The following is a 20,002-nucleotide window of genomic DNA, read 5'->3' as shown; positions in this document are numbered from 1 at the left end:
CAGCCCGTCAGGGCCGCGGGCATTGAACCTCATTACCCAATCGCGCACGATCTGCAGGGTAACGCCGCCAATCCTTGCCGCCTCGCTCCGGCTACCCCCATCATAGATCTGTGCCAGGGCCAGTAACCGCCGCGCCTGGGGCGCGCTCTTCGACAAACGTGCCAGGCGCCGCAACGCCGATCCGTCGAAATCCTCCCGCAAGCCGATCGCCTGTCCCATCATCGCGTCCTCCTGATGCAGGACGCCAATGATTCAGACTTTCACCGCCTTGGGAATCTCCTTCGTGAGTCAACCTCAACGCAAGCTGGTATAAGACCGTTTCGGCATAAGGCAGGGCGGGGGAAAGCTCGGGCGGTGGGAATTCGGCGAGCACGTCGCCCGGCACTTCCAAGGCGTGCAGGTCAAGTCGCCGCCGGAGGACTCGCCCGAACCAGGCAATCTCCGCTTCAATAACCGCGCCATTGCTCATCCCACCGGGTCTTCCAGCAGGCCTCTCAGCTGCACGGCCAACTCATCGGCTGCGTGCAACTCGCCCAGTCGCAGCGCCGAACGCCACAGACGATGAACATGGTGGAAGCGCCGCCAGCGTGGTCCCTCCCAGAAATGAAGGCGCAGGCCGATATAAGCGGGAACTTCATCACGCAGTATCGCAGTGATCCGTGCGCGATCCGCCTCGGCACCAGCGATGACGGCGCTCACCGTCATGCTGTGATCATCGTTGCCGCTCTTTCCCACGCGCTGCCGCAGCATCACGTGCTCGACAAGCGTGATACGCACCGTTTCACCCAGCATCAGCCGCATTCGCAATTCAGGTCCGGCAAGCCGCCGGGGACCCCCGCGCGCTTCCGGATCGAATCCGCGCCCGCGCCGCTGCGCCAAGGCTCCATGCGCCTCCAGCAGCGCCCGCCTGACGTTCTTCCGGCGCGCATCGAACAGAGCTGCCGGTGGCGGCGCTACGCCGCGCAGCGCAAGCAGCAGGTCCAGCCAATGCGGTTCGCCTTGACTGCCTTGCGAATCGAGGGTCCCGAGCTCGCTGATCTGCCGGCAGAATTGCCGCATCGGCGCTTCAAAAAGCGACAGAAAGCCTTGCAACTGCCGCGCGGTCGCAGCTTCTGGCACGCCGCTCGAAAGCCCATACACGCGTGGTAGCTGCGGGCCCAACGGCGAGAAATTTGCAAGGGTACGGGGCTTGGTAGACGCGACGCCCGACGCATTTTGATCCCGATCTTTGAACGGGTACCGCGTGCGATGCGCGGTCCACAGGCGGATCAGTCGCCGCAGCACCTCGCCATGATCGATGCTGCACCGCTTCCCATCGCGCTCTACTTTGATCGGCAGTGCGGCTTCTTTAAAACCGCCGTCGAAGCACAAATATTCCTCGGGGGCGACCTCGATGCGCGAACTGGTACCTATTCCCTTCACCCAGAGGCGCAGGTCGTCGACGCCCAGCACGCCCGGAACGTCGACGATCCGGTCCCAAATCTGATCGTGTTCTATTAGGCAGGGTTTGTCTCCCAACTCCCCCGGTGCGATCCACCCGTTCAGCATGATCGGGCTGTCCCACAGCGTCCCCGAGGTCTCTCGTTCCGGCGGGTGGGAACGCCGCGGTTCGGGTGCAAGTGTCAGTGCGATCCGGAACAGCACCTGTGCCAACACGCTCTCGGCTTGGGTGCCATGCTCGATCCGAACGCGTGCGCGCACCACGGTGCGCCTCGGCTCCAAGAGCCGGATCGACCCGATATCTTCGGACAATGGACGATGCCGTTCCCACACGCGCCGCGCACGTTCGGTCAGCCGGCGATAGGATGGCCGAGCATCGGGGTGCACGCCGGGCAGCGGCAATGCTGCTTGCAGGCGGACATCATACAACCCCGTCGCGCCCCCGGGGGTGAGCCAGGTGTTGCCGAGTCCTTCCACCCGATCAAGGAGCAGCCGCCGGAAATCATAGGCGGTTACCGGCGGTGCCGCGAACAGTGCCGGGCGCGCCAGGCTTTTGGCGCAGGCACCGAGCAGTTCTTCGACAGGGAGCCTGACACGGTATCCCAGATCGGTGATCGCGAAGCATAGCAGTTCGATCAGCGTTAGGCCGGGATCATGGGCGTTGAAATCGGTCCAATCGCTGCATAGACGCTGGACCGCCCCGATCGCTTCGGCCTTGAGCGAGACATAGTCTTGTACCGGTGACAGCACCGGGTTGCGTGGGAGTACCGCGATGCCCTCTACCATTGGGTAGCCCCCTCGACCGCCGCGATACTGATTGTGCCGGCCACTGGAACCCGCCAGGGGCTGAAGCCTTCTCCCAAAGAAACGCGCAGCCTCTCGATTGTCTGCACCTCTGGGTGCGCCAGCAACAGGCGCAGTATCGCAGCACGTACTTCCTCCGCCCCGGCCAGGTCGTCGAGCGACAGTTCGTCCTCGATCAGGGCCCGCACCGCGCGCTCGACGGCGGCAATGTCGCCAGCACCTGCCAGCTCGGCCGACACATCGACCGGAACTGATAGGGGACGTGTAACGGCGATCTTCGCGAACGGGCTTGCCCGCTCGTTGAGCCATCCTGCGATGGCCGCCCGCATCTGCGCGTCTGCTTCCACCAACACCGTTACGCCTGCGCTACCGGGCACGACGCGAACGCGTACGATTTCCGGAAAAGCCGTGAGCACCATCCGCTCGATATCCCAACGCGATTGCGCCCGGCCGCCATGGCGAACCCGCTCGATGACGCGTGCGCGAACTGCCTCATCCGCTTCCCGCGGTGCTCCGCCCGTGCTGGGCATCGGCTGCACCAGTGCGGTGACGTTCTGCAAACTGACAGCTTCGGTGATCGTGCCGGCAGCCACTGTTTGGAGCGCGCTGGTGCCGTAGGAAGACCGATGCGCGGGAAAAGCATCGGGCAGCACCGCCACTATCTTGGGAAGTGCGCCCGTGAACCGCGCCTGCATCCGAAATGCGCCCGGCGCGATGTCGGCCGGCACGGTCACGCGCAAGATGCCCGATGCGCTCAGCCCCGCTGTGCCGTCTTCGAGCGCGGGCAATGGCGCCCACCCCTGGAGACTCAGATACCACCAGCCCGGCGGACTCCCCGCCGAGCCCACCTGCCACAGCAGCGTAAGCGCTGTTGCCGCTCCTATATCATCGATCACCACTTCCAATGCGGATTGGACCAAGGGCGTGGGAAATAGTGGGCCTGCGCCGGCCTTTGTCGGCGCCTCCAACGGCGGCACATGGAACATCGTCAGGGGCTGAGCCGCCGCGGCATGATCGAGCGAGATGCGCGACAGCATCGGCTGGAACGGCGGATTGGGCAGCACGATCGGGATTGCATCCTGAACGGGATCAGGCTTTACCGACTGACGCGCGCTCAATTTCGCGCCGATGGTCTTCGGCAGCCCCAGCAGCGCCCGCAGCAAGCGCCGGATCAGACCCGGCCGCCGCCCGGGCATCTCGGTGCGCGCGATCGCCTCGGTTGCCCACTGGACATTGGCCGCAAACAGGCTGTGCCCGAATGCCTCCAGCGGCGACGCCAGCGTGACCAGCACATGATCCGCATCCGTAACGCCGCTCGCCCCCGATGCTGCGAGCCAGCTGTTCGTCGCAACTCGGCCTTCCGCGGGCATAAGCGTCGGTGCATCGTCGAAGCTGGCGCTGAGGATGTCGGGAGGCGGGACGGCGGCCACGGGCAGGGCGCATCCCAGAGTTGCCGGCGCGAATAAGGGCAGCTGCCGGGTTGCGTCCCAACCTGGCACCGGCGCCTTCAGCGTTACCGTGAACGCTGCGTTATCGTATGGCGTTTGGTCGAGCAGATGACCTTCGTCGTCGACCACATAGCCGTGATAGTGACTGGCAAAGCCCAGTTCGCCCGTGGGGACGCTCGCCCATTCGAACCGCAGAACTAGCCGCTCGAGCGGCGGACCCGCCAGCGCAGGATGATCGATCCGCAGCCACCCTCCGGCAAAGGGCGGCGTTCCAAAGGGCGCCGCGGCGGTTTCGCTCGCCTGACCTGCTGACGTGCTTACCACCAGTCCAGGAACGTCTCGCACGCTCACTTGAACCGATGCCCGATCTATCTGCACCGGAACCGCAGCGCGCGCGGTCAGCATCAGCGCCGGGCTGCCCATTTCGGCCTGCGGTACGATCGGCGGAAAGGCGTCGGGGAGCAGTACGGACAGCAGCAGGAAGTCGCCTTCGACGGCCCAGCATGGGTCTACGTCCACCCAACCGGACGCGGTCGAGACCGCCACCGTCACGCCTTCGGGAAGAGTTGGTGTGCTCGCGCAATCCAATCGCACTTGGAGCCGTCGCGTACCTCCGGACAGGGCAAGCGCGGGTGAGGTCAACATCACCACTGGCAGTGCCGGTTCCGTCACAGGTTCGGCGAACACGCCGCGCTCGTCAGGAGCCGCTCTGGATACCGATAGTCCGTCGCTCGCCCAGACACGCAACTCGACGATCTTGGCGCCGGTCACCGCCAATCGCTCTTCGGCGACGAAGACGGCGTCCTTGCCTGCCGGAATAATCAAACCCTTTGGCACTTCAGGCCGCGCGCCCGGGCGTGGCACCGCGGCAAGCAACACCCGGTCTGGTCGCGCGGGCGTGGGTTCGGCGCCGAGCTGATCCAGCCAATAATCGAGCACTCGCTCAGGCAGCGTGCCAAGCTCGACTTGGGCGTGGCGAAATATCTCCAGGAACGCGATGATCAGTGCGGCATGGCCCTCATGCGCACCGCTCCGCAGCCGTTCCTCCAATGCCGCAGCCGCGCGCGTGCTGGCGCCAGCCATGTCTTCCAGGAACCCATCCGCCGTTTCGGCGAGTTCGTGGATCAGTCGCTGCGCCCAGGCGCGTTCCACGGCGCGTGAAATGCCGCGAACCTCACCTTCGCGTACCGTGGCTTTCCAGGGCTCGGCGTCGCACTCCCACCACGTGGTGGCCACCAATCTGGTTTCTTCAGCGTCGGCGACCTGATCGAACAGGCGCTGGAGCTGGGGGGCGAGCACCTGGTCGAGCGCGCTTTCGGCGAGGCCATGCGCCCAGCCGCGGTCCATCCTGCCGCCCGTCTGGGCTGGGGCGAGCCATTCATCGAGATCGCGGGCGAGGCGGAGCATGGATTCCACCAGGGTGGTGATCCGCTGGCTTGCTTCGTTGGGCTTGGCTGCGCGGGCTTGGGCGATTGCTTGGGCAAGGGGTTTGCCGCGTTCGGGGAGGTCGGCGGTGGCGAGGAGGGCCAGGGCGAAACTTTGGTCGGCGCCCAGGATCTGATCCCAGTTGCCCGAGAGGTTTCCGTCTTCGTCGTGGAAGGGGACGGTGGCGGCGTGGTGGGCAGTGGCGGCCAGCATCTTGTCGACGCGGAAAACGTCGGGTGCGAAACGGACCTGGCGGTCGCGCTGGTGGGTCCAGCGAGTGATGAGGCCCCCTTCGGTCATGGCTGACGCACCAGCGTACCCTCGTTGCGATAGAATGGAAAAACCAGGTTATTCCGTGTGTTAGTTGCGCGCACGCGATAGGCGATGCCGATCCGCAGCAGCGCAGAGTCGAGCAGATCGGGCGTCGCCTCCACGTCGAGCAAGTCGATCCGCGGCTCCCAGCGTATGATGGCCACGCGCACTGCCTCACACAGCTCGGTCAGCATGGTGCGGGTGAGGTCGGCGAACACGAAACGCTGCAAATCGCAGCCATAATCGGGCACCATCACCCGTTCGCCGGGCCAAGTGGACATCAGCACGAACAGGCTTTGTTCGATGTCGCCGTCGCCCTGCGCCATTTCGGTGGTGCCGCCATGACGCGAAACGCGCGGCGGAAACGCCCATCCTCGACCCAGAAACGAAGGAGACCGTTGAAAAAGGCCTGCGTGGGATCGATGCGGCGGATGGCTGGTGACGTCGGGCACCGCAGGATGCGCCGCAGATCAGGCCGGCGCGGCCTGCCGGGCAAGCAACTGGAGGTTGTATGCCGCGGCAGCCATGGTGAACTCCTCGGCTGCTCCTGACAGGCCCCGCAGCTTGAGCGTTCGTAGCCCCAGGTTGCGTTTCAGGTGGCCGAACACGCGCTCGATGCGCTGTCTTCGACGGCGCGCATGCACATATGCGTCGGTGCCGGCAAGGGCGCGCACGGTATCACGAGCATCCTCGCTGACGAGGCGGGTGACGCTGCGTTTCCGGCTGACGGTGCATCGGGGCTTCAGTTCGCAACCAGCACAATCGGCGACATGGCTTCGGTACACGCGAACCTGGCTGGCGCGTTTGGTGCCGCAATAGCCGAGCGGCTTGTCCGCCGGGCAGTGATAGGCGTCGGCCTCGCGATCATAGCGAAAGGCATCACGGGTGAAGAAGGCGTCGCGCTGGCGGCTGCGGTCGATGACCGGGATGTACGGGGTGATTTTCCGGTCGATTAGCCAGCCGAGCAACGGCCCGCTGCCGTACGCCTTGTCAGCCGCGAGGCTCTTGGGTGTGATGCCCAGCGTGGTGCCAGCACGCGACACCAGTGTCCGAGTTGCCGCGACCTCGGACGAGAAGCGCGCCGGCGTCGCCTCCACATCGAGGATGCAGTCGGTATCGAGGTCGAGCAGCGGGTTGATGGCGTATGCGTAGCGCGCCGGCCCGTGCTTGCAGGTGAGCGCCGCCTGCGGGTCGGTCGGCGAGATGCTGGTCGGATTGACAGGCGCAGGTTCGTCGGGATCTGGCGGCAACGCGGCGTCGAGCGCCGCCAGATATTCAGCGACCGGTCGCGATATGCTGTCCCCGGCACGAAGCTCGTCTGCGGCATCGGCTCCCTTCAGCTTCTTCTCGCGGCTGGCGTCGGCCATGATCGTGCTGCCGTCCACCGCCACGTCGCGCCCAGCCACCAGCCCGGCCGCAGCGCACTTTGCGACCACCTGCTCGAATAGCAGGCGATGCAGGTCGCAGGCGCGGAAGCGGCCGTGCCGGTTTTTGGAGAAGGTGGAATGGTCGGGCACCCCGTCGGCCAGATCGAGCCGGCAGAACCAACGATAGGCGAGGTTGAGATGCACCTCCTCGCACAGGCGGCGTTCCGAGCGGATGCCGAACAGGTAGCCGACCAGCAGCATCCGCAGCATCAACTCCGGGTCGATCGAGGGTCGCCCGCTCGGGCTATAACTTGCCGCCAGCGCCTCACGGACGAAACCGAAGTCTAGCAGCCCGTCGATGCGTCGGAGCAGGTGGTCGGCAGGCACATGCTCGTCGAGCCGGAACCTGTAGAACAGTGCGCCTTGCGCCACCTGCCGACCCATCATGTTCGTGATCCTCCGACGCCTTTCAGGAGTGAATCACGCCTCCAGACCCTATGCAAGCAGCCGGTTTTTGAAGTCTCGGAGGGTTGCGGCATGTGTCAAGGGGGTGGCTAACGCCGCGCTTGCACCAATTGGCGTACCATCCTGATCTCTATGCCTCCCTGCGCTGGCGTTCTTGCCGCCTTGGGCACGGTGCGGATCAGGTAGATTGCTTCTGCGGCGCCATCGGCGCCTTGTTTCTGCACGCCACTCACCTTCGATTGAAAGGCGCCGAGCTCAATCGTGCGCGGCGGCACGGTTGTGAAGCCGCCACCCGCGCGCGCTTGTGCCGCCGCGATCAATTGCTGCCACACACTTTCATCGATCACGCCATCCGTGTTTGTCATGCGGACCGCACAGGCATGGACCGGAGGCGCTTCGAGCGTAACAACCATATTGCTGGTGCCTGCCTGCATGACCCACCCGTGCCCTGGATCGTCGCGCAGATAGTCCTTCACTTCCGTGGGGGTCAGCGCACGCGCACCGGGGAGCTTTGCCATAATGGAGTCAATCCGCGCCTCGTCCGGAAAGACTCGCCCGCAGATCATGTCGAAGACCTTCATCTGCCCCTCACCGCGGAATCGCGGAGCGTCCGCAGAGGAGGGCGCGGCAGCTTGCAGCGCAAGAGCGACCAGGGCGGCAAACATCTGTTTTCCTCTTCCTACGATGCCTAAACCTGCCACAGACGTCGCTGTCGCGCCAGTTGCTCCGCCGCTATCGTCTCCACCTCCATCTCATCCGTCCGCCCAGTGTCGCGCCCGGTCGAGACTGTTGAAATCTCTACTTTGCGTGAAGGAGGCTTTTGCGAGATTGGAGCGGGAGGCCAGGTAGCGAGTTTTTCAACAGCCTCGAAGGATTTTGCGCACTCATCCGCCGATCATCACGCTTGGGAGGCCGAACACGATGCTGCCGCCATGGGCGCAGGTGTCGCCGAGCCGGGCGGCGGGCAGCCCCAGGATCAGCACTGTGGCCGATCCCATCGCGATCGTATCGGGCGGGCCGACGCACACCGCCAGGTCGGTCGCGCGCGCGGCGGGAAGCCCGCCGATCAGCACGGTGGGGGCGCCCGGACCGGTGATCGGCCCCCCGACATGCGGGACCGGCGGAACGCCCGGCGTCTGCATCGGGCAGGCGTGCATGTCGGTAAGGCGGGCGGCGGGGGGCATCAGTTGATCTTCACCAGCGCGCCATTGACCTCAAGCACGGCCGCGGCCTTCAGCGAGCCCAGCCCGTTGCTGGCGAGCGCCAGCTGCGCCGAGGCGGTGGCGTTCAGCTGTACGGCCTCGATGTCGCACTTCACCGCGGCCTTGACCGCGAGGTTCGCGCCGCAATCAATGGTCATGTTGGCGGCGGACTTGATGGTCATGTTGGCCGCGCTGATGAGGTCGACGGTGTCGCTCTTCATCACCAGCTTGTTGCCGTTCGGATCGGCGACGGTGAGGGTGCCGGTCTTGTCGTCCAGCTCGACATAGCGGCCGCCCGGCGTGCTGACCTTGAGCACCACATCCTTGTCGTTGAAATTGACCTCCATCTTGGAGCGGGTGACCAGCGCCTTCACGTCGTTCGGCTTTTCAGGCGCGTGGGTGGGCGCACGCGCGCCCGAATACAGGCTGCCCAGGATCACGGCGGCGCCCGGATCCTCGTTGAGGAAGGCGAGCACGACTTCGTCATCGACTTCGGGAAGGAAGGACCAGCCGAACCCTTTCGATGCAAAAGGCTGCCCCAGCCGCGCCCAGACGGGGTTTTCGGCGTCGGTGAGCGGCAGCGTGACCTGGACGCGGAAGTCGTTGGCGGGATCCTCCGCAACCTGCACGACCTTGCCGATGTGGAGGCCCTTGAGCGGCGGCGCCAGGCCCGCGGCGCCGCGGTCCGCTACCTGCGCCTCACTGCGCGAAAAGCGATTCGCCGCCATGCCGAGCTCGGCAATGCTGTGCCAATCGCCGCCCCGAATGACGTGGCGCACGCCGGTGACATACGCGTCGCCGCTCATCCGTTTGCCCAGCCCGTCGAGCGTGACGACGCATCCGGGCTTCACCTTGGCCGAGCCCTGGAACGTCACGCTGCCGGTGAACTGGGCAAGCCGCGCGCGCATCAGCGCCGCCGAAGACCAGGCGCCCAGCGCGTCCGCCGAACGCAGCGCGGCCGTCTGTTGCGCATAGGCAGGCACGTCCATCACCCCGGCGAGCGCCGCCGCGTCGAGATTGCCCGGCACCGGCACGTTTGCCGCCTGCGCGCTGCCTTCGCTCACCGCCTGGTCGGCCTGACTCCAGGCGCGGCTGGTGATGACAGACTGGCCAAGCTGCGACGCGGCGTCGATGCTGCCTTCGAAGCTGATGAGGTCGTTGCCCTCCCCATATACCAGCGTCAGCACCGGTTCGCCCGCATCCGCCGGTGAAAGGATATCGACGCTGCCATTGTCGAGTACTGCCAGGCAGCCGCTGGCTTCGGCGCGCATCAGCATCAGATCCCAGTCCGAGGCATAGGCCTGGACCATCGCCTCGGCGGCCAGCGTGCCCGCCGCATTCTTGCCGATGCTGCCGCCATTGGCGGAGACCAGTGCCTCGATCACCGCCTTGTCAGTCGCCTGTTCGGTGACCGCGCTGTGGCGCGCCAGCGTCATCTTGAGCAGCGGATCGGCGGTTTCCACGGTCAGCTGCGCCGAGGCGCGGGGTTCGACCTTGAGCCCGTGGCGGACCACCACACCCTGGTGGAGCACTGCGGCATCCTCTCCATAACCCGCCGACAGCGTGATCGTCGCCCCGGGCACGAAGCTGCCGCCTTCGCTAAAAGGGAAGCTCTGACGGTCGGGCGCGCCATCATACAAGACGATGCGGCTGCGCGGGATGCGGTTGGCCTCCCACCAGATCTCCACCGACACAATGCGGTCGGTATCGATCACCATGCCGTTTGCGGTCAGCTCCAGCTTCAGCTGCAGCCCCGTCTTCAGCATGGGCGACATGTCGTTCATGACTTGGCCGAGACAGGCGCGAGGGGCGGGAAGTACAAGGTGAGGGGCGGCGTGAGCCTGCGGAAATCGTCCAGCCGATTGTGCTGCGCCACCGCCAGATAATAGCGGCTGTCGCCATAGATGCGGTGGCAAAGCAGCGGCAGCGTGTCGCCCTCCTTCACTTCCACTCGGTGCGTGAGATCGGGCGAACTCAGCTTCTGCCCCGCGCGGCCATCGCTGTTGTCGTGGAAGCCCACAAAGCCGGCCTTCACCTTGGCGCGCAGCGGCGTACCGTCGCCATCGAACAGGGTATAGTCGATCGAAAGCGTTTTCAGCCGCCCCTTGAACATCAAGGTGCCCCAGGAGAGCTGGACATAGTTGGGCGAATGGATGTCGCCATTCACTTCGTAGATCAGCCGCCGAAGATCGGCGAGCTGATCGGGCACGCTCCTGGTCGGCGCACCGGGCACGGTGCCGGTGCCGTCGAACACCAGTTCCAGTTCCAGGGCCTCGCCCTTGTCGCGGTTGAAGGCGACGGACTTGCCGGTGCCGCCGGCGCCCTGCTGGCAGGTATATTCGACCCCCATCGCCTGCGAATATTGCGCAGGGTTGATCATCACCTTGATCGGGTTGGGGCTGGTGGACGCCTTGTCCGCGTATTTCGGATCGGCAAAGCCGGTGATGGTCAGCTTTTCAAGGCCGCCTTTGGACGCCGCCATGTCAGTGCGCCCTTCGCCGATCGAGTTCGGCGAGCACGGCGCGCACGCACTGATCGATCAACGCGGTATCGGCCTTGCCCTCCTTTTCCTCGCAGCAGGCCAGCAAGTCGATGGCCGAGCGTTCCGCCGGTGCCGTCGGGCCGGGCGGATCGTCGTCATCGACCTTCATCTGGAGGACGATCTCGCGGATTTCGAGCGGCATCAGGCGGCCTGCGCGACGGTTTTGCGCTGGAAGAACTGGTAGCTGAGCTCCACGGTCTCGGTCAGCACTTCGTTGGTCATCGCGTTCAGCCCGGCATGCTCCCACCGCAGAGGATAGGCGCCGAATACCGTCCAAACGATCAGCGGCTGGCGCCTGTCGTTGAGCAGCTTCACAAGCACTGTCTTTGGGCCGGCCTGCTGCACCAGCCCGCCGGACAGGGCGCGCGACACCCAGATGGCGAAGGCGCTGTCCTTGGTCACGGCGCCGCGCTTGAGCACCAGATTGGAATATTTGGTGCGCTTGGGCAGTTTGTGGACGAAGCGGTTCTGTCCCCCTTCGGCGACATCCTCGGTCTCGAACTCGACCTGGAGACCCGACGCCTCCTGGAAGCCGGTATCGCCTGCCGCGCCGTCGATCTCGACGCGAAAGGCGAACACCGGCGGGGGCACATAGATGCCGTCTTCGCGGGCCTGCATCACGCGGCCTTCACGTCCAGCGTTTCATAGGCGATCTCCAGCGTTTCGATCGCGACTTCGCTGGCGTCGGACTTGAGATCGGTCGCCTGCATCTTGACCGGAAAGGCGTTGGTGAGCGTCCAGGTCATCATCGGCGACGCTTTCTCGTTCAGCAGGTTGATGATGACCGTGCGCCGCTTGATGATGTTGAGCTGGGTTTCGTTGAACCAGGTCCAGAAAATCGAATCCTTGGTGAACACACCCTTTTTCAGCGTCACGTTGCCGACGCTGCGCAGGCCCGGCATCTTGATCGGCGAGAAGACGGCACTGTCGCCGTGGCGGTATTCGATCGACTTCACTTCGCTTTCGAGACCGCTGATCTCCGAAAAGCCCTGGGTCTTTCCGTCGCCGAGATCGATGTTGAAGTAGAATTTGGGAAGCGGCCAAACATCGTCCTGTGCACTGCCGTCTGCCATGAGGTGCTCCTGTCGCTAAAAAGGGGTGGGGAAGGCGGGCCGCGCCTCAGCCGCCGGCCTGCATCTGCTGCTTGAAGGTGAGCAGGATGAATTCGGCCGGGCGGACCATCTGAAGCGTGATCTGGACCCGCATGACGCCGTTCAGCACGTCGTCGGGCGTCATGGTGCTGCCAAGGCCGCACACCACATTGTACGCCTGCGCCGGGGCGTTCCCCATCAGCCCACCCGAGGCCCAGAGGCCGTGGAGGAAGCTTTCGATCATCGAGGTTACGGTGACCCAGGTCTGGGCGGTGTTGGGGCGGAACACCATCGCGTCGAGCGCCTGCTTCACCGATTGTTCGACATAGATCATCGTGCGGCGCACCTGGATGTAGCGCCAGTCGTTGGACTGGCTGTCGAGCGTGCGCGCGCCCCAGATCAGGCTGCCGCGCCCCTGGAAGGTGTGAATCGCGTTCACCGCCAGCCCCTGCACCGGCACGTTCAGATCGTCCTGCTGATCCCCCGCCACCGGCAGCTTGGGCATGACCAGCGTGGCGATGCCGGTGTTGGCCGGCGCGTTCCACACCCCGCGGGTGGCGTCGTTGCTGGCCCAAACGCCGGCCATCGCGCCGCTGGTCGGTAGCACCCCCTGGGTGGCGGCGATGGCGGTGAGCAGGTTCTGGAAGCCGGGCACGGTGGCGGTGAGCGCGGCGGTCAATTGCTTATGAGTGATGCCCGCGGCCACGCCGCCCTGGGTGGCGGGGGCGGGCAGCACGTCGACCGAGGTGCCGATGGCGTTCACATAGCTGTTGAGCACGGTGACGCCCTTGTCGCTGAGGCGTGCCGGGCTGAGCGCGGTGGAGCCGGGGGCCCCGCCGCCGGTGTCGGCGGGCTTGGTGGAGCCAGTATCGGTCGCCTTGGTCTCGGTCCCGTCTGGCTTGCCTGCATCATCGCCGGCGGGCGCCTTTGGCGGAGGCGCGGGATAAGTGAGGGTCAGCACGTTATAGAGCGCCTGTTGCAGCACCGCGCGGTTGGGGGCGTTGGCGTCGTCCACCGCGAAATTCGAAATGTCGATCTCGCTGGTCGGCACCACCGACGTGGCGAGCGGCGGGAAGTAGGCCGCGCCGAAGCGCCACATTTCCTGCGGAACCTGCCGCACCCCGGTTCGGAAGGCTTCCACCGCCGGTTTCCAGTCGTCGCGCGGAGTCATGGTGTTGGCGCCCCACACATCGAGCAGCGCCATCCGGTCGCCGGTCTTGGCGCAACTGCGCAGCATCTGGGCAGTGACGGTGTTGAAATCCGCCTGGTTGGCCAGTTGCATCGCGTCGGGGATCGCCACCATGGTGGGCCCGACAAAGCTTTCACCGACCGCCAGGCCATCCAGAAAGTCCTGCGGATCGGGCGTGGTCGGCTGGCCATCGCGGACATAGCCGCCCACCGAGATCACCCAGCACGGACCGCCGCCATTGGCGTAGAACAGCCGCATGCTGTTATAGAGGTTGAGCGCAGTTCGCCCCTGCTGAACCAGCGTGTAGCTGGTCCGCCCGTCGAGCGAGACCAGGCCCCAGTTGCGGTTGAGCCTGTCGTCGGGCCGGTCATCGGGCTGCCCATCATTGTCGGCGTCGGCGGTGGCGGCGAGAAAGTATTTCTGGGCGCTGCCGCGGCCGAAGCATTGCACATATTCGGCCATGGATTCGATGCGCTTGGGGGTAAGCAGCAGGTCGCGCTTGTCGGTGTCGACGGCGAATTCGGTATAGCCGATGAAGCAGGGGACCGCGGTCTCCACGCCGACGATGGAGGGCGGGAAGCTGTCGGGCTCCTGGATGTAGACGCCAGGTGTCTTGTACTGGGTGGCCATGGTTCTTCCCCTTTTTGAGACTTGATCAGAGAAACACGTAGATGTCGGAGCGCGGCGCGCCGCCGGCGGTGGGCAGGATGCGTTCGGGCGTTGGGCCCGGCAGGCGATCGACCAGGATGCGGCTGCGCGCGCGGCCGGCGGCGGGCTTTCCCTCCAGGCGAAGCTCCGCCTGCGTCCGCGCGAGCAGCGGGCGCGGATCGCGGGCGCTGAGGCAGGCGGCGGCGCGGCCATCGGGCAGGATCACCGGTGCGCCGTCGAGCACGAAGCCCGCGTCGGTGCCGTCGCGGGTGACGACGCGCAGGCTGTCCGGGGCGATCGGCGCGCCGCGCCCCGCCACCAGATAGCGCCAGCGGGTCGGGCGGGCGGCGAAGTCCACCGTGTAGCGGACCGGGCGGAAGAAGCTGTGGCCGTCCGCAGGCGCGGGGTCGAACACCAGAGTCGCCGGACCTTCGGCCGCGCGCTTGGCGACTAAGTGGAACTCGAGCATGGCGAAGCATTGCGCGCGGGCATAGAGCGCCTGGCGCTCGCGGTCGGCGGGGTGGAGCGCGGGAAGCATCGCCTCCTCCGCGTCCGGATCGGCTTCGGCTTCCACGGCGTCGCGCACTTCCATGCCGCCGCACAGCAACAGGCTCTGGCGGCGCACCAGACGGCGCCAATTGACGGCGATGGCGGTCTTGTCGGCGCGGCGAGTGGACAGCAGCAGCGGCGGATCGCCCACGCGAAAGTCGGTCGGCAGATCGGTAAAGTTGGCGAAGCGCGGGTTCGCGACGTTGCACGCGAAGAGCAGCGGCGGGGTGAACAGGCGGTCCTGGATCTCGGCGGAGATCGCGCCGTCGCGCGCGGCGATGGGGGCGAGCAGGGCGTGCGCCTGGGCACGGACCGCGGCGTCCCAGAACAAATCGATCCCGCCGATGCGCGGGCGGGCGAGTAGCCCGAACAGCGTGAGCCGGCGCCGCGTTTCGGGCGTGGGCTCGACCGCGATGTCGCTACAGGTCCCGCTGGTGCGGTTGTAGAAGCCGTGGCGGATGTCGACCGAGGCGAAGGGGCGGTAGCTTCCCTGCGCGGCGTCTTCCGCCGGCGGGGGCGGGGGACTTGCCCGCGGAGGAGCGGGGGGCGCGGCGCCCAGCATACGGGCCATCCCTGCCTGCGCGTCGCACGCTGCGGGTTCGGGCGCGGCCAGATCGCCGAGCCGCAGCTGGGCGAGGCGGTCGAAGAGAGTCGCGGCCATCTCAGGTCGCTGCCGGGAGCAGCGCGGCGGGCGGCGCGCGGCGGACGGCGGGCGCGACGTCGGCGATCGCGGGTCCGGCAAAGGGCAGGCGGCGCAGGCGGTAGAGGAGGAAGGGCTGGCCCTTAAGCCCCGCCAAGGAGGAGAGATGGCTCGCCTGCGCGAAATCGAGGCTGGCATATTCGATCGCGAGCGGCCCCATGCGCGCGTCGATGTCGGGCGCATGCGCGCCGTCGAAGACGGGATGTTCCTGGAAGAACTGGATGATCCGCGACAGGGCGGCGAGCCCGGTGGCATAGGCCGCGTCGGCGAAGCAGGACACGAACAGCACATAAGTGTCGAGGAACAAGGGTGCGCTGGCCATGCCGAAGCTGTCGCCGGTGCCGAGGCGCGGCATCTGATAGGCGCCGAGGCTGGCATCGACTTGGAACGCGGCGACGGTCATGACGATGCTGTTGTTGAGGTCCGTGGCCGCGCTGCCATCGGGCGCCCCCAAATTGGTGAGGCGCAGCCAGTCCTCGTCGCGCGAATGTCCCGCCTGAAGCGCGGACTCCAGCGTGTCGCGGACGGACGCAAGGATTTCATTGATCATGACCATGGGTCAGGATCTTCCCCCAAACGGCATGAGTATTGACGGACAAGTGCCGCATCGATGCGGAAACTTGAGACTCGACTACGCGGTACTGGGGTCAGCCTAACCGACGAGCGGCCATGCACAAGACAACCATTGCGGGGGTTGCACCGGTTTCGATGCGTTTACTGGCAGGCGGCAGCGGCAATTCACTCCGATCCGGAGCAAGCCCCGGATCAGGGAGTGCCGAGCGCCACGCGCCGCCGTTCGGCCAGCATGCGGCTGCGCTGCTTGAGTTCGTGGCTGCGTTCGCGAGCCCGGCTGGACCGCTCCACCAGCGCCAGCGAGGCGGCCCGCAAGGTGTCGGAGCGTTTCAGCGGAGGCGCGTCGCAGTCCTTCATCCATCCGGACCTAGGCGTTGCGAGTGGCGAGCCGGGCATCACGGATCAATCGCCGGAGAAAACGCCGGTGGCGTCAGTGCAGCGCGGCCATGCTGACGGCAAGCTCGTCCTGGCGGAACGGCTTGGCCAAGCGGGGAAGGTCGGGGGAGATGCCGTCGAGTTCGGCATAGCCCGACACGATCAGCACCCGCGTGCCGGGATGGAGATGGCGGACCGCATGCGCCAGCTCGCTGCCGGTCATGCCGGGCATCAGATGGTCGGTGACGACATAATCGGCAGGCGTGGTCTGGAGGAAAGCGAGCGCGTCATGAGCGCTTTCCACTTCCACCACGCTATAGCCCAGATCGCCGAGCAGCGCCGCGGTGGAGGCGCGTACGCCCGCTTCGTCATCGACCAGCAGCACCAATCCAGTCGCATCGCCCGTGTGCTCGGCAACCCCCTCGCTGCGCGCTTCGGGGCGCCCCTCCGCGACCGGCAGCAACAGCTCGACCTGCGTGCCCGCACCTGGCGCGCTGCGCAGCTGCATCGACCCGTTCAGCTGGAGGGCCAGACCATGAACCATCGACAGGCCCAGCCCGGTACCCTTGCCGATGCCCTTGGTGGAAAAGAACGGTTCGATCGCGCGCACCATCGTTTCGGCGTCCATGCCCGATCCGGTATCGGTCACCGAAAGGCTGACATAGGCACCCGGCGCCAGTCCGCTTTCATGGCCATGCCCGATCTGCGCCGTGCGCGCCGCCAGCGTGAGCCGACCACCCTCAGCCATGGCGTCGCGCGAGTTCACGCTAAGGTTCAGCAGCGCCATTTCGAGCTGATTGGGATCGGCCAGTGCGGCAGGCAATTCGTTCTCGATTGTCAGCACCACTTCGATCTGCGGACCACAGGTGCTGGCGATCAGCGCTTCGAGCCCGACGATCAGGTCGGCAAGGTCCACCGGGCCGGGCTGAAGCGGCTGACGGCGGGCAAAGGCGAGCAGCCGCTGCACCAGCGTGCGCGCGCGTTCGGCCGATTCCAGCGCACCGCCGATCAGCCGCTGTTCGCGCGGGCTGTTCTTGTTGCGTCGAAGCAAGTCGAGTCCGCCGATGATCGGCGTGAGCAGATTGTTGAAATCATGCGCGACGCCACCGGTCAGCTGGCCCAGCGATTCCACTTTTTGCGACTGGCGCAGCGCTTCCTGGGCGCGTTCGAGCTCGGCGCGCTGTTCCAGTTCCTCCGTCACGTCACGACCGATGACATAGGCCTCACCACCCGCCGGCGCGGCGCTCCAGGCGAATTGGCGCCAGCTGCCATCCTTGGCCCGCACCCGCCCGATCACACCGCGCACCGGTCCGCGCGCGGCGGCGCGGATGCCGGCTGCCACCGCACGAAGATCATGCGGGTGGAAATACCGGCTGAAGCGATCGCCCAGCACCTCTTCGGGACGGTAGCCGAGCAGGGGTGTGAGCGCCGGGTTCACCGCGCGCACATCCCAGCGCAGGCCGATCACGAGGAACAAGTCGCCGCTCAAGCGCCACATCCGGTCACGCTCGGCAGTGCGCTCCGCGACCTGCTGCTCCAACGTGTCGTTGAGCGCATGCAACGATTCCTGCGCCTGGCGCCGCGCGGTCACGTCCCGCACCGTACCGGTGATGCGCTGCGGCACGCCGGCTTCGTGCTGCACCACCCCGCGCGCGGAGAGCCAGCACAGGGATCCGTCATCGCGGCAGATGCGGTATTCGGCGGAGAATTCCTCTGCGGTCGCTATCGAGTGGCGATAGCTGGCGATGACCCATTCGCGATCATCGGCGTGGAGCAGGCGGAAGACCAACTCGGGCGTCACAACAGCGCCTGCTTCCGCACCGATCATCGCCGCCGCGCGGGGGGACATGGTGCCCTGGCGCGTTTGCAGGTTCCAATCCCAGGTGCCGATCCGTGCGCCCTCCATCGCCAGGCGCAGCCGCGCCTCGCTTTCGCGCAACGCGGCCTCTGCGCGGACGCGTTCGATATGCGCCCAGGACCGCGCGGTCACTTCGCGCAGCAGCCCCAGTTCCTCGCCGCTCCAGCGGTGCGGCTTGGAGTCGTGGATCGCCATCAGCGCGGTGAGGCGGCCTTCCTTCAGAAAGGGCATGCAGATGGTCGCGCGAATGCCGATATCGAGAAAAGCCTGGGCGCCATCCTCGCCAAGTTCGGCAATGTTGTCGTTCACGATCAGCGGCCTGCCGGCATGGAGGTTCGCGACCGCGAGCGACCCGAAGCTTTCCAGGCTGTAGCGCCCGACGATGCTCGCCACATCCGCGGCGTGCCAGTCGCCGCGGATGTTAAACATGTTCTCGTCGGGTTCCATGTCGGCATAGGCGCAGTCGGAAATCGCCAGATGCTCGCCCAGCATGCGGGTGGTGACTGCCATCACCGTGTCCGCGTCGCGCGCCTGCGCGGCGGCGGTTGCCAGGGTGTCCAGGAAACGCAGCCGCGCTTCGTTCCGGCGCAGTGCCTGCTCCGCGCGCCGCCGCTCGACCGCAGTGCGGGTCCGCTCGGCCACGTCGCCGATCAGGTTGAGTTCTTCGGGCGACCAAGCGCGGACATCGCCATGGTTGAGGAACAACAGTGCAACGAAGCCGCCCTGTTCGGTGATCGGCATGTTGACGAAGGCGCGGGCGCTGATGCCTTCCAGGCTGGCGGCGGTGGCGGCAGTGCGTGGGTCGAGCCGAGCGTCGGGCACCACCACCGTGCGCCCGGCCTTCAGATCCTCGATATAGCTGCCATAATCCCGCAAGCGCAGCGTGCCGGCCAGGCTCCGCACGCCTGGCGCGTTCCAGTCGCGCGCGATCGTGATGGTTTCGGCAGCTGTATCGATAGTACCATAGCCGGCCCGGTCGACAGCGAGCGCGTGCGCCAAGGTTTCGGCGGCGGCAAAGGCAATCTCCTCGGGATCGTCCAACTGGCGCAGCCGGTCGCCGAGCTCGGCGAGAACGGCGTGGCGGCGCTCGGCCTGTCGGGCTTCGGTGACGTCGAAGCCTTCGCAGAACACGCCCGTCACCTGACCCGTGCCATCGTGCAGCGGCGCGAAGATGAAGGTGAGGTAGCGGGTTTCCTCCGGGCCACCTTCCGTGCGGCGATAATGGACGGCAGCACCCTCGGCGGCGAAAGCTTCACCGGTTTCATAGACCAGGTCGATCTGTTCCAGGAATTCCTGGCCGTCGTCTCCCGGGAACGCGCGGCGCAGTGTCCGCCCGACCCAGTCTTCGCTGCCGAACAGCGTGCAGTGCGCGTCGTTGACGAATTCCACCAGATGTTCGGGGCCGTGCGTCACCATGATGAAGCCGGGCGCTTGTTCGAACATGCGGTGCTGGCGGTCGCGCTCTGCCGCGCGGCGGGCATGTTCCTGTACCCGCCCGGTGGTTTCGGTACACAAGCCCAGCACGCCGGCGATGCCGCCGGCATCTTCGATCGGGCTGAAGCTGTAGGTCCAGTGGGCTTCTTCCATCCCCCCGTTTCGGCGCACCGCGACCGGCTGGTCCTCCCGGAACACCGACCCTTCGCCCGCGAGCACGGCCCGCACGTCCTGGCCGATCGTTCTCCAGGAGTCCGCCAGCATCTGTGGTGCGGGGGCACCGAGCAGCGCGGGATGCTTTTCCGGCCCAAGCGATTGGGCGAGCGCGTCATTGTACAGGCTGTGCAGTTCAGGACCCCAGAGCACCAGCGTGGGGTGCTGCGTGGTGAGCATCAGCCGCGTCATGGCGCGCAGCGGCGCCGGCCAGCCCTCCGGCGGTCCCAGCGGCTGGTTCGTCCAATCGAGCGCGCGGATACGCGCGCCCATCTCGCCACCACCTGCCAGAAAATCCGCACTCAAGCCGGTCATCGCGTTCTTTTTGTCCGATCCACAGCCCCCCGGCCGCGGGGACCATACAGCC

17 protein-coding genes are annotated in these 20,002 nt (G+C 66.3%); all 17 read right to left on the bottom strand.

From position 1 onward, the window contains the following. A partial coding sequence (locus FHT02_RS10070) for a helix-turn-helix domain-containing protein (protein ID WP_246352325.1) occupies positions 1-219 on the bottom strand: 219 nt, incomplete at its 3' end. Positions 220-465: 246 nt separating this feature from the next. Then, positions 466-2,226: a hypothetical protein gene (locus tag FHT02_RS10065; RefSeq protein ID WP_184087018.1), complete on the bottom strand. Its 1,761-nt coding sequence runs from the start codon at positions 2,224-2,226 to the stop codon at positions 466-468. After that, positions 2,220-5,417, bottom strand: coding sequence for a baseplate J/gp47 family protein (locus FHT02_RS10060; protein ID WP_184087016.1), 3,198 nt, complete (start codon positions 5,415-5,417; stop codon positions 2,220-2,222). Before FHT02_RS10060 ends, FHT02_RS10065 begins: the two co-directional genes overlap by 7 nt. Next, positions 5,414-5,755: a GPW/gp25 family protein gene (locus tag FHT02_RS10055; protein ID WP_184087014.1), complete on the bottom strand. Its 342-nt coding sequence runs from the start codon at positions 5,753-5,755 to the stop codon at positions 5,414-5,416. Before FHT02_RS10055 ends, FHT02_RS10060 begins: the two co-directional genes overlap by 4 nt. A gap of 144 nt (positions 5,756-5,899) precedes the next feature. After that, complete coding sequence (locus tag FHT02_RS10050) at positions 5,900-7,243, bottom strand: transposase (RefSeq protein WP_184087012.1); 1,344 nt, start codon at positions 7,241-7,243, stop codon at positions 5,900-5,902. A 107-nt stretch (positions 7,244-7,350) separates the two neighbouring features. Then, on the bottom strand, positions 7,351-7,926 hold the full coding sequence (locus FHT02_RS10045; RefSeq protein WP_184087011.1) for a hypothetical protein: 576 nt from the start codon (positions 7,924-7,926) through the stop codon (positions 7,351-7,353). Positions 7,927-8,145: 219 nt separating this feature from the next. After that, positions 8,146-8,445 (bottom strand): PAAR domain-containing protein, encoded by a 300-nt coding sequence (locus tag FHT02_RS10040; RefSeq protein WP_184087009.1) that lies wholly within the window; start codon positions 8,443-8,445, stop codon positions 8,146-8,148. Further along, the gene (locus tag FHT02_RS10035) at positions 8,445-10,247 is read right to left on the bottom strand and encodes a phage baseplate assembly protein V (protein ID WP_184087007.1); all 1,803 of its coding nucleotides are present in this window, start codon (positions 10,245-10,247) and stop codon (positions 8,445-8,447) included. The genes FHT02_RS10040 and FHT02_RS10035 overlap by 1 nt, the downstream gene beginning before the upstream one ends. Next, positions 10,244-10,945: a CIS tube protein gene (locus FHT02_RS10030; RefSeq protein WP_184087005.1), complete on the bottom strand. Its 702-nt coding sequence runs from the start codon at positions 10,943-10,945 to the stop codon at positions 10,244-10,246. The genes FHT02_RS10035 and FHT02_RS10030 overlap by 4 nt, the downstream gene beginning before the upstream one ends. A gap of 1 nt (position 10,946) precedes the next feature. After that, positions 10,947-11,147, bottom strand: coding sequence for a DUF5908 family protein (locus FHT02_RS10025; RefSeq protein WP_184087003.1), 201 nt, complete (start codon positions 11,145-11,147; stop codon positions 10,947-10,949). After that, positions 11,147-11,623, bottom strand: coding sequence for a phage tail protein (locus FHT02_RS10020; RefSeq protein WP_184087001.1), 477 nt, complete (start codon positions 11,621-11,623; stop codon positions 11,147-11,149). Before FHT02_RS10020 ends, FHT02_RS10025 begins: the two co-directional genes overlap by 1 nt. Further along, positions 11,623-12,078, bottom strand: a complete 456-nt coding sequence (locus tag FHT02_RS10015; protein WP_184086999.1) for a phage tail protein — start codon at positions 12,076-12,078, stop codon at positions 11,623-11,625. The genes FHT02_RS10020 and FHT02_RS10015 overlap by 1 nt, the downstream gene beginning before the upstream one ends. Positions 12,079-12,124: 46 nt before the next feature. Then, positions 12,125-13,915 (bottom strand): phage tail sheath family protein, encoded by a 1,791-nt coding sequence (locus FHT02_RS10010; RefSeq protein WP_184086997.1) that lies wholly within the window; start codon positions 13,913-13,915, stop codon positions 12,125-12,127. 25 nt (positions 13,916-13,940) lie between these two features. Further along, on the bottom strand, positions 13,941-15,143 hold the full coding sequence (locus FHT02_RS10005) for a hypothetical protein (protein WP_184086995.1): 1,203 nt from the start codon (positions 15,141-15,143) through the stop codon (positions 13,941-13,943). A gap of 1 nt (position 15,144) precedes the next feature. Beyond that, positions 15,145-15,738 carry a Pvc16 family protein gene (locus FHT02_RS10000; RefSeq protein WP_184086992.1) on the bottom strand — a complete coding sequence of 198 codons (594 nt, stop codon included), beginning with the start codon at positions 15,736-15,738 and terminating at the stop codon, positions 15,145-15,147. Between the two features lie 209 nt (positions 15,739-15,947). Beyond that, complete coding sequence (locus tag FHT02_RS09995; protein WP_184086990.1) at positions 15,948-16,112, bottom strand: hypothetical protein; 165 nt, start codon at positions 16,110-16,112, stop codon at positions 15,948-15,950. Positions 16,113-16,185: 73 nt separating this feature from the next. Beyond that, on the bottom strand, positions 16,186-19,950 hold the full coding sequence (locus FHT02_RS09990; RefSeq protein ID WP_184086988.1) for a PAS domain S-box protein: 3,765 nt from the start codon (positions 19,948-19,950) through the stop codon (positions 16,186-16,188). Positions 19,951-20,002: the final 52 nt, after the last annotated feature.

Source organism: Sphingomonas xinjiangensis (assembly GCF_014199255.1).
Lineage (GTDB): Bacteria > Pseudomonadota > Alphaproteobacteria > Sphingomonadales > Sphingomonadaceae > Sphingomonas > Sphingomonas xinjiangensis.
This window is presented reverse-complemented; position numbering and strand designations above follow the sequence as displayed.

Bases quoted from the DNA above. Each gene is read 5' to 3' on its own strand.
- FHT02_RS10065 (WP_184087018.1), bottom strand. From the start codon at position 2,226: ATGGTAGAGGGCATCGCGGTACTCCCACGCAACCCGGTGCTGTCACCG.
- FHT02_RS10060 (WP_184087016.1), bottom strand. From the start codon at position 5,417: ATGACCGAAGGGGGCCTCATCACTCGCTGGACCCACCAGCGCGACCGC.
- FHT02_RS10055 (WP_184087014.1), bottom strand. From the start codon at position 5,755: ATGGCGCAGGGCGACGGCGACATCGAACAAAGCCTGTTCGTGCTGATG.
- FHT02_RS10050 (WP_184087012.1), bottom strand. From the start codon at position 7,243: ATGATGGGTCGGCAGGTGGCGCAAGGCGCACTGTTCTACAGGTTCCGG.
- FHT02_RS10045 (WP_184087011.1), bottom strand. From the start codon at position 7,926: ATGTTTGCCGCCCTGGTCGCTCTTGCGCTGCAAGCTGCCGCGCCCTCC.
- FHT02_RS10040 (WP_184087009.1), bottom strand. From the start codon at position 8,445: ATGCCCCCCGCCGCCCGCCTTACCGACATGCACGCCTGCCCGATGCAG.
- FHT02_RS10035 (WP_184087007.1), bottom strand. From the start codon at position 10,247: ATGAACGACATGTCGCCCATGCTGAAGACGGGGCTGCAGCTGAAGCTG.
- FHT02_RS10030 (WP_184087005.1), bottom strand. From the start codon at position 10,945: ATGGCGGCGTCCAAAGGCGGCCTTGAAAAGCTGACCATCACCGGCTTT.
- FHT02_RS10025 (WP_184087003.1), bottom strand. From the start codon at position 11,147: ATGCCGCTCGAAATCCGCGAGATCGTCCTCCAGATGAAGGTCGATGAC.
- FHT02_RS10020 (WP_184087001.1), bottom strand. From the start codon at position 11,623: ATGCAGGCCCGCGAAGACGGCATCTATGTGCCCCCGCCGGTGTTCGCC.
- FHT02_RS10015 (WP_184086999.1), bottom strand. From the start codon at position 12,078: ATGGCAGACGGCAGTGCACAGGACGATGTTTGGCCGCTTCCCAAATTC.
- FHT02_RS10010 (WP_184086997.1), bottom strand. From the start codon at position 13,915: ATGGCCACCCAGTACAAGACACCTGGCGTCTACATCCAGGAGCCCGAC.
- FHT02_RS10005 (WP_184086995.1), bottom strand. From the start codon at position 15,143: ATGGCCGCGACTCTCTTCGACCGCCTCGCCCAGCTGCGGCTCGGCGAT.
- FHT02_RS10000 (WP_184086992.1), bottom strand. From the start codon at position 15,738: ATGGTCATGATCAATGAAATCCTTGCGTCCGTCCGCGACACGCTGGAG.
- FHT02_RS09995 (WP_184086990.1), bottom strand. From the start codon at position 16,112: ATGAAGGACTGCGACGCGCCTCCGCTGAAACGCTCCGACACCTTGCGG.
- FHT02_RS09990 (WP_184086988.1), bottom strand. From the start codon at position 19,950: ATGACCGGCTTGAGTGCGGATTTTCTGGCAGGTGGTGGCGAGATGGGC.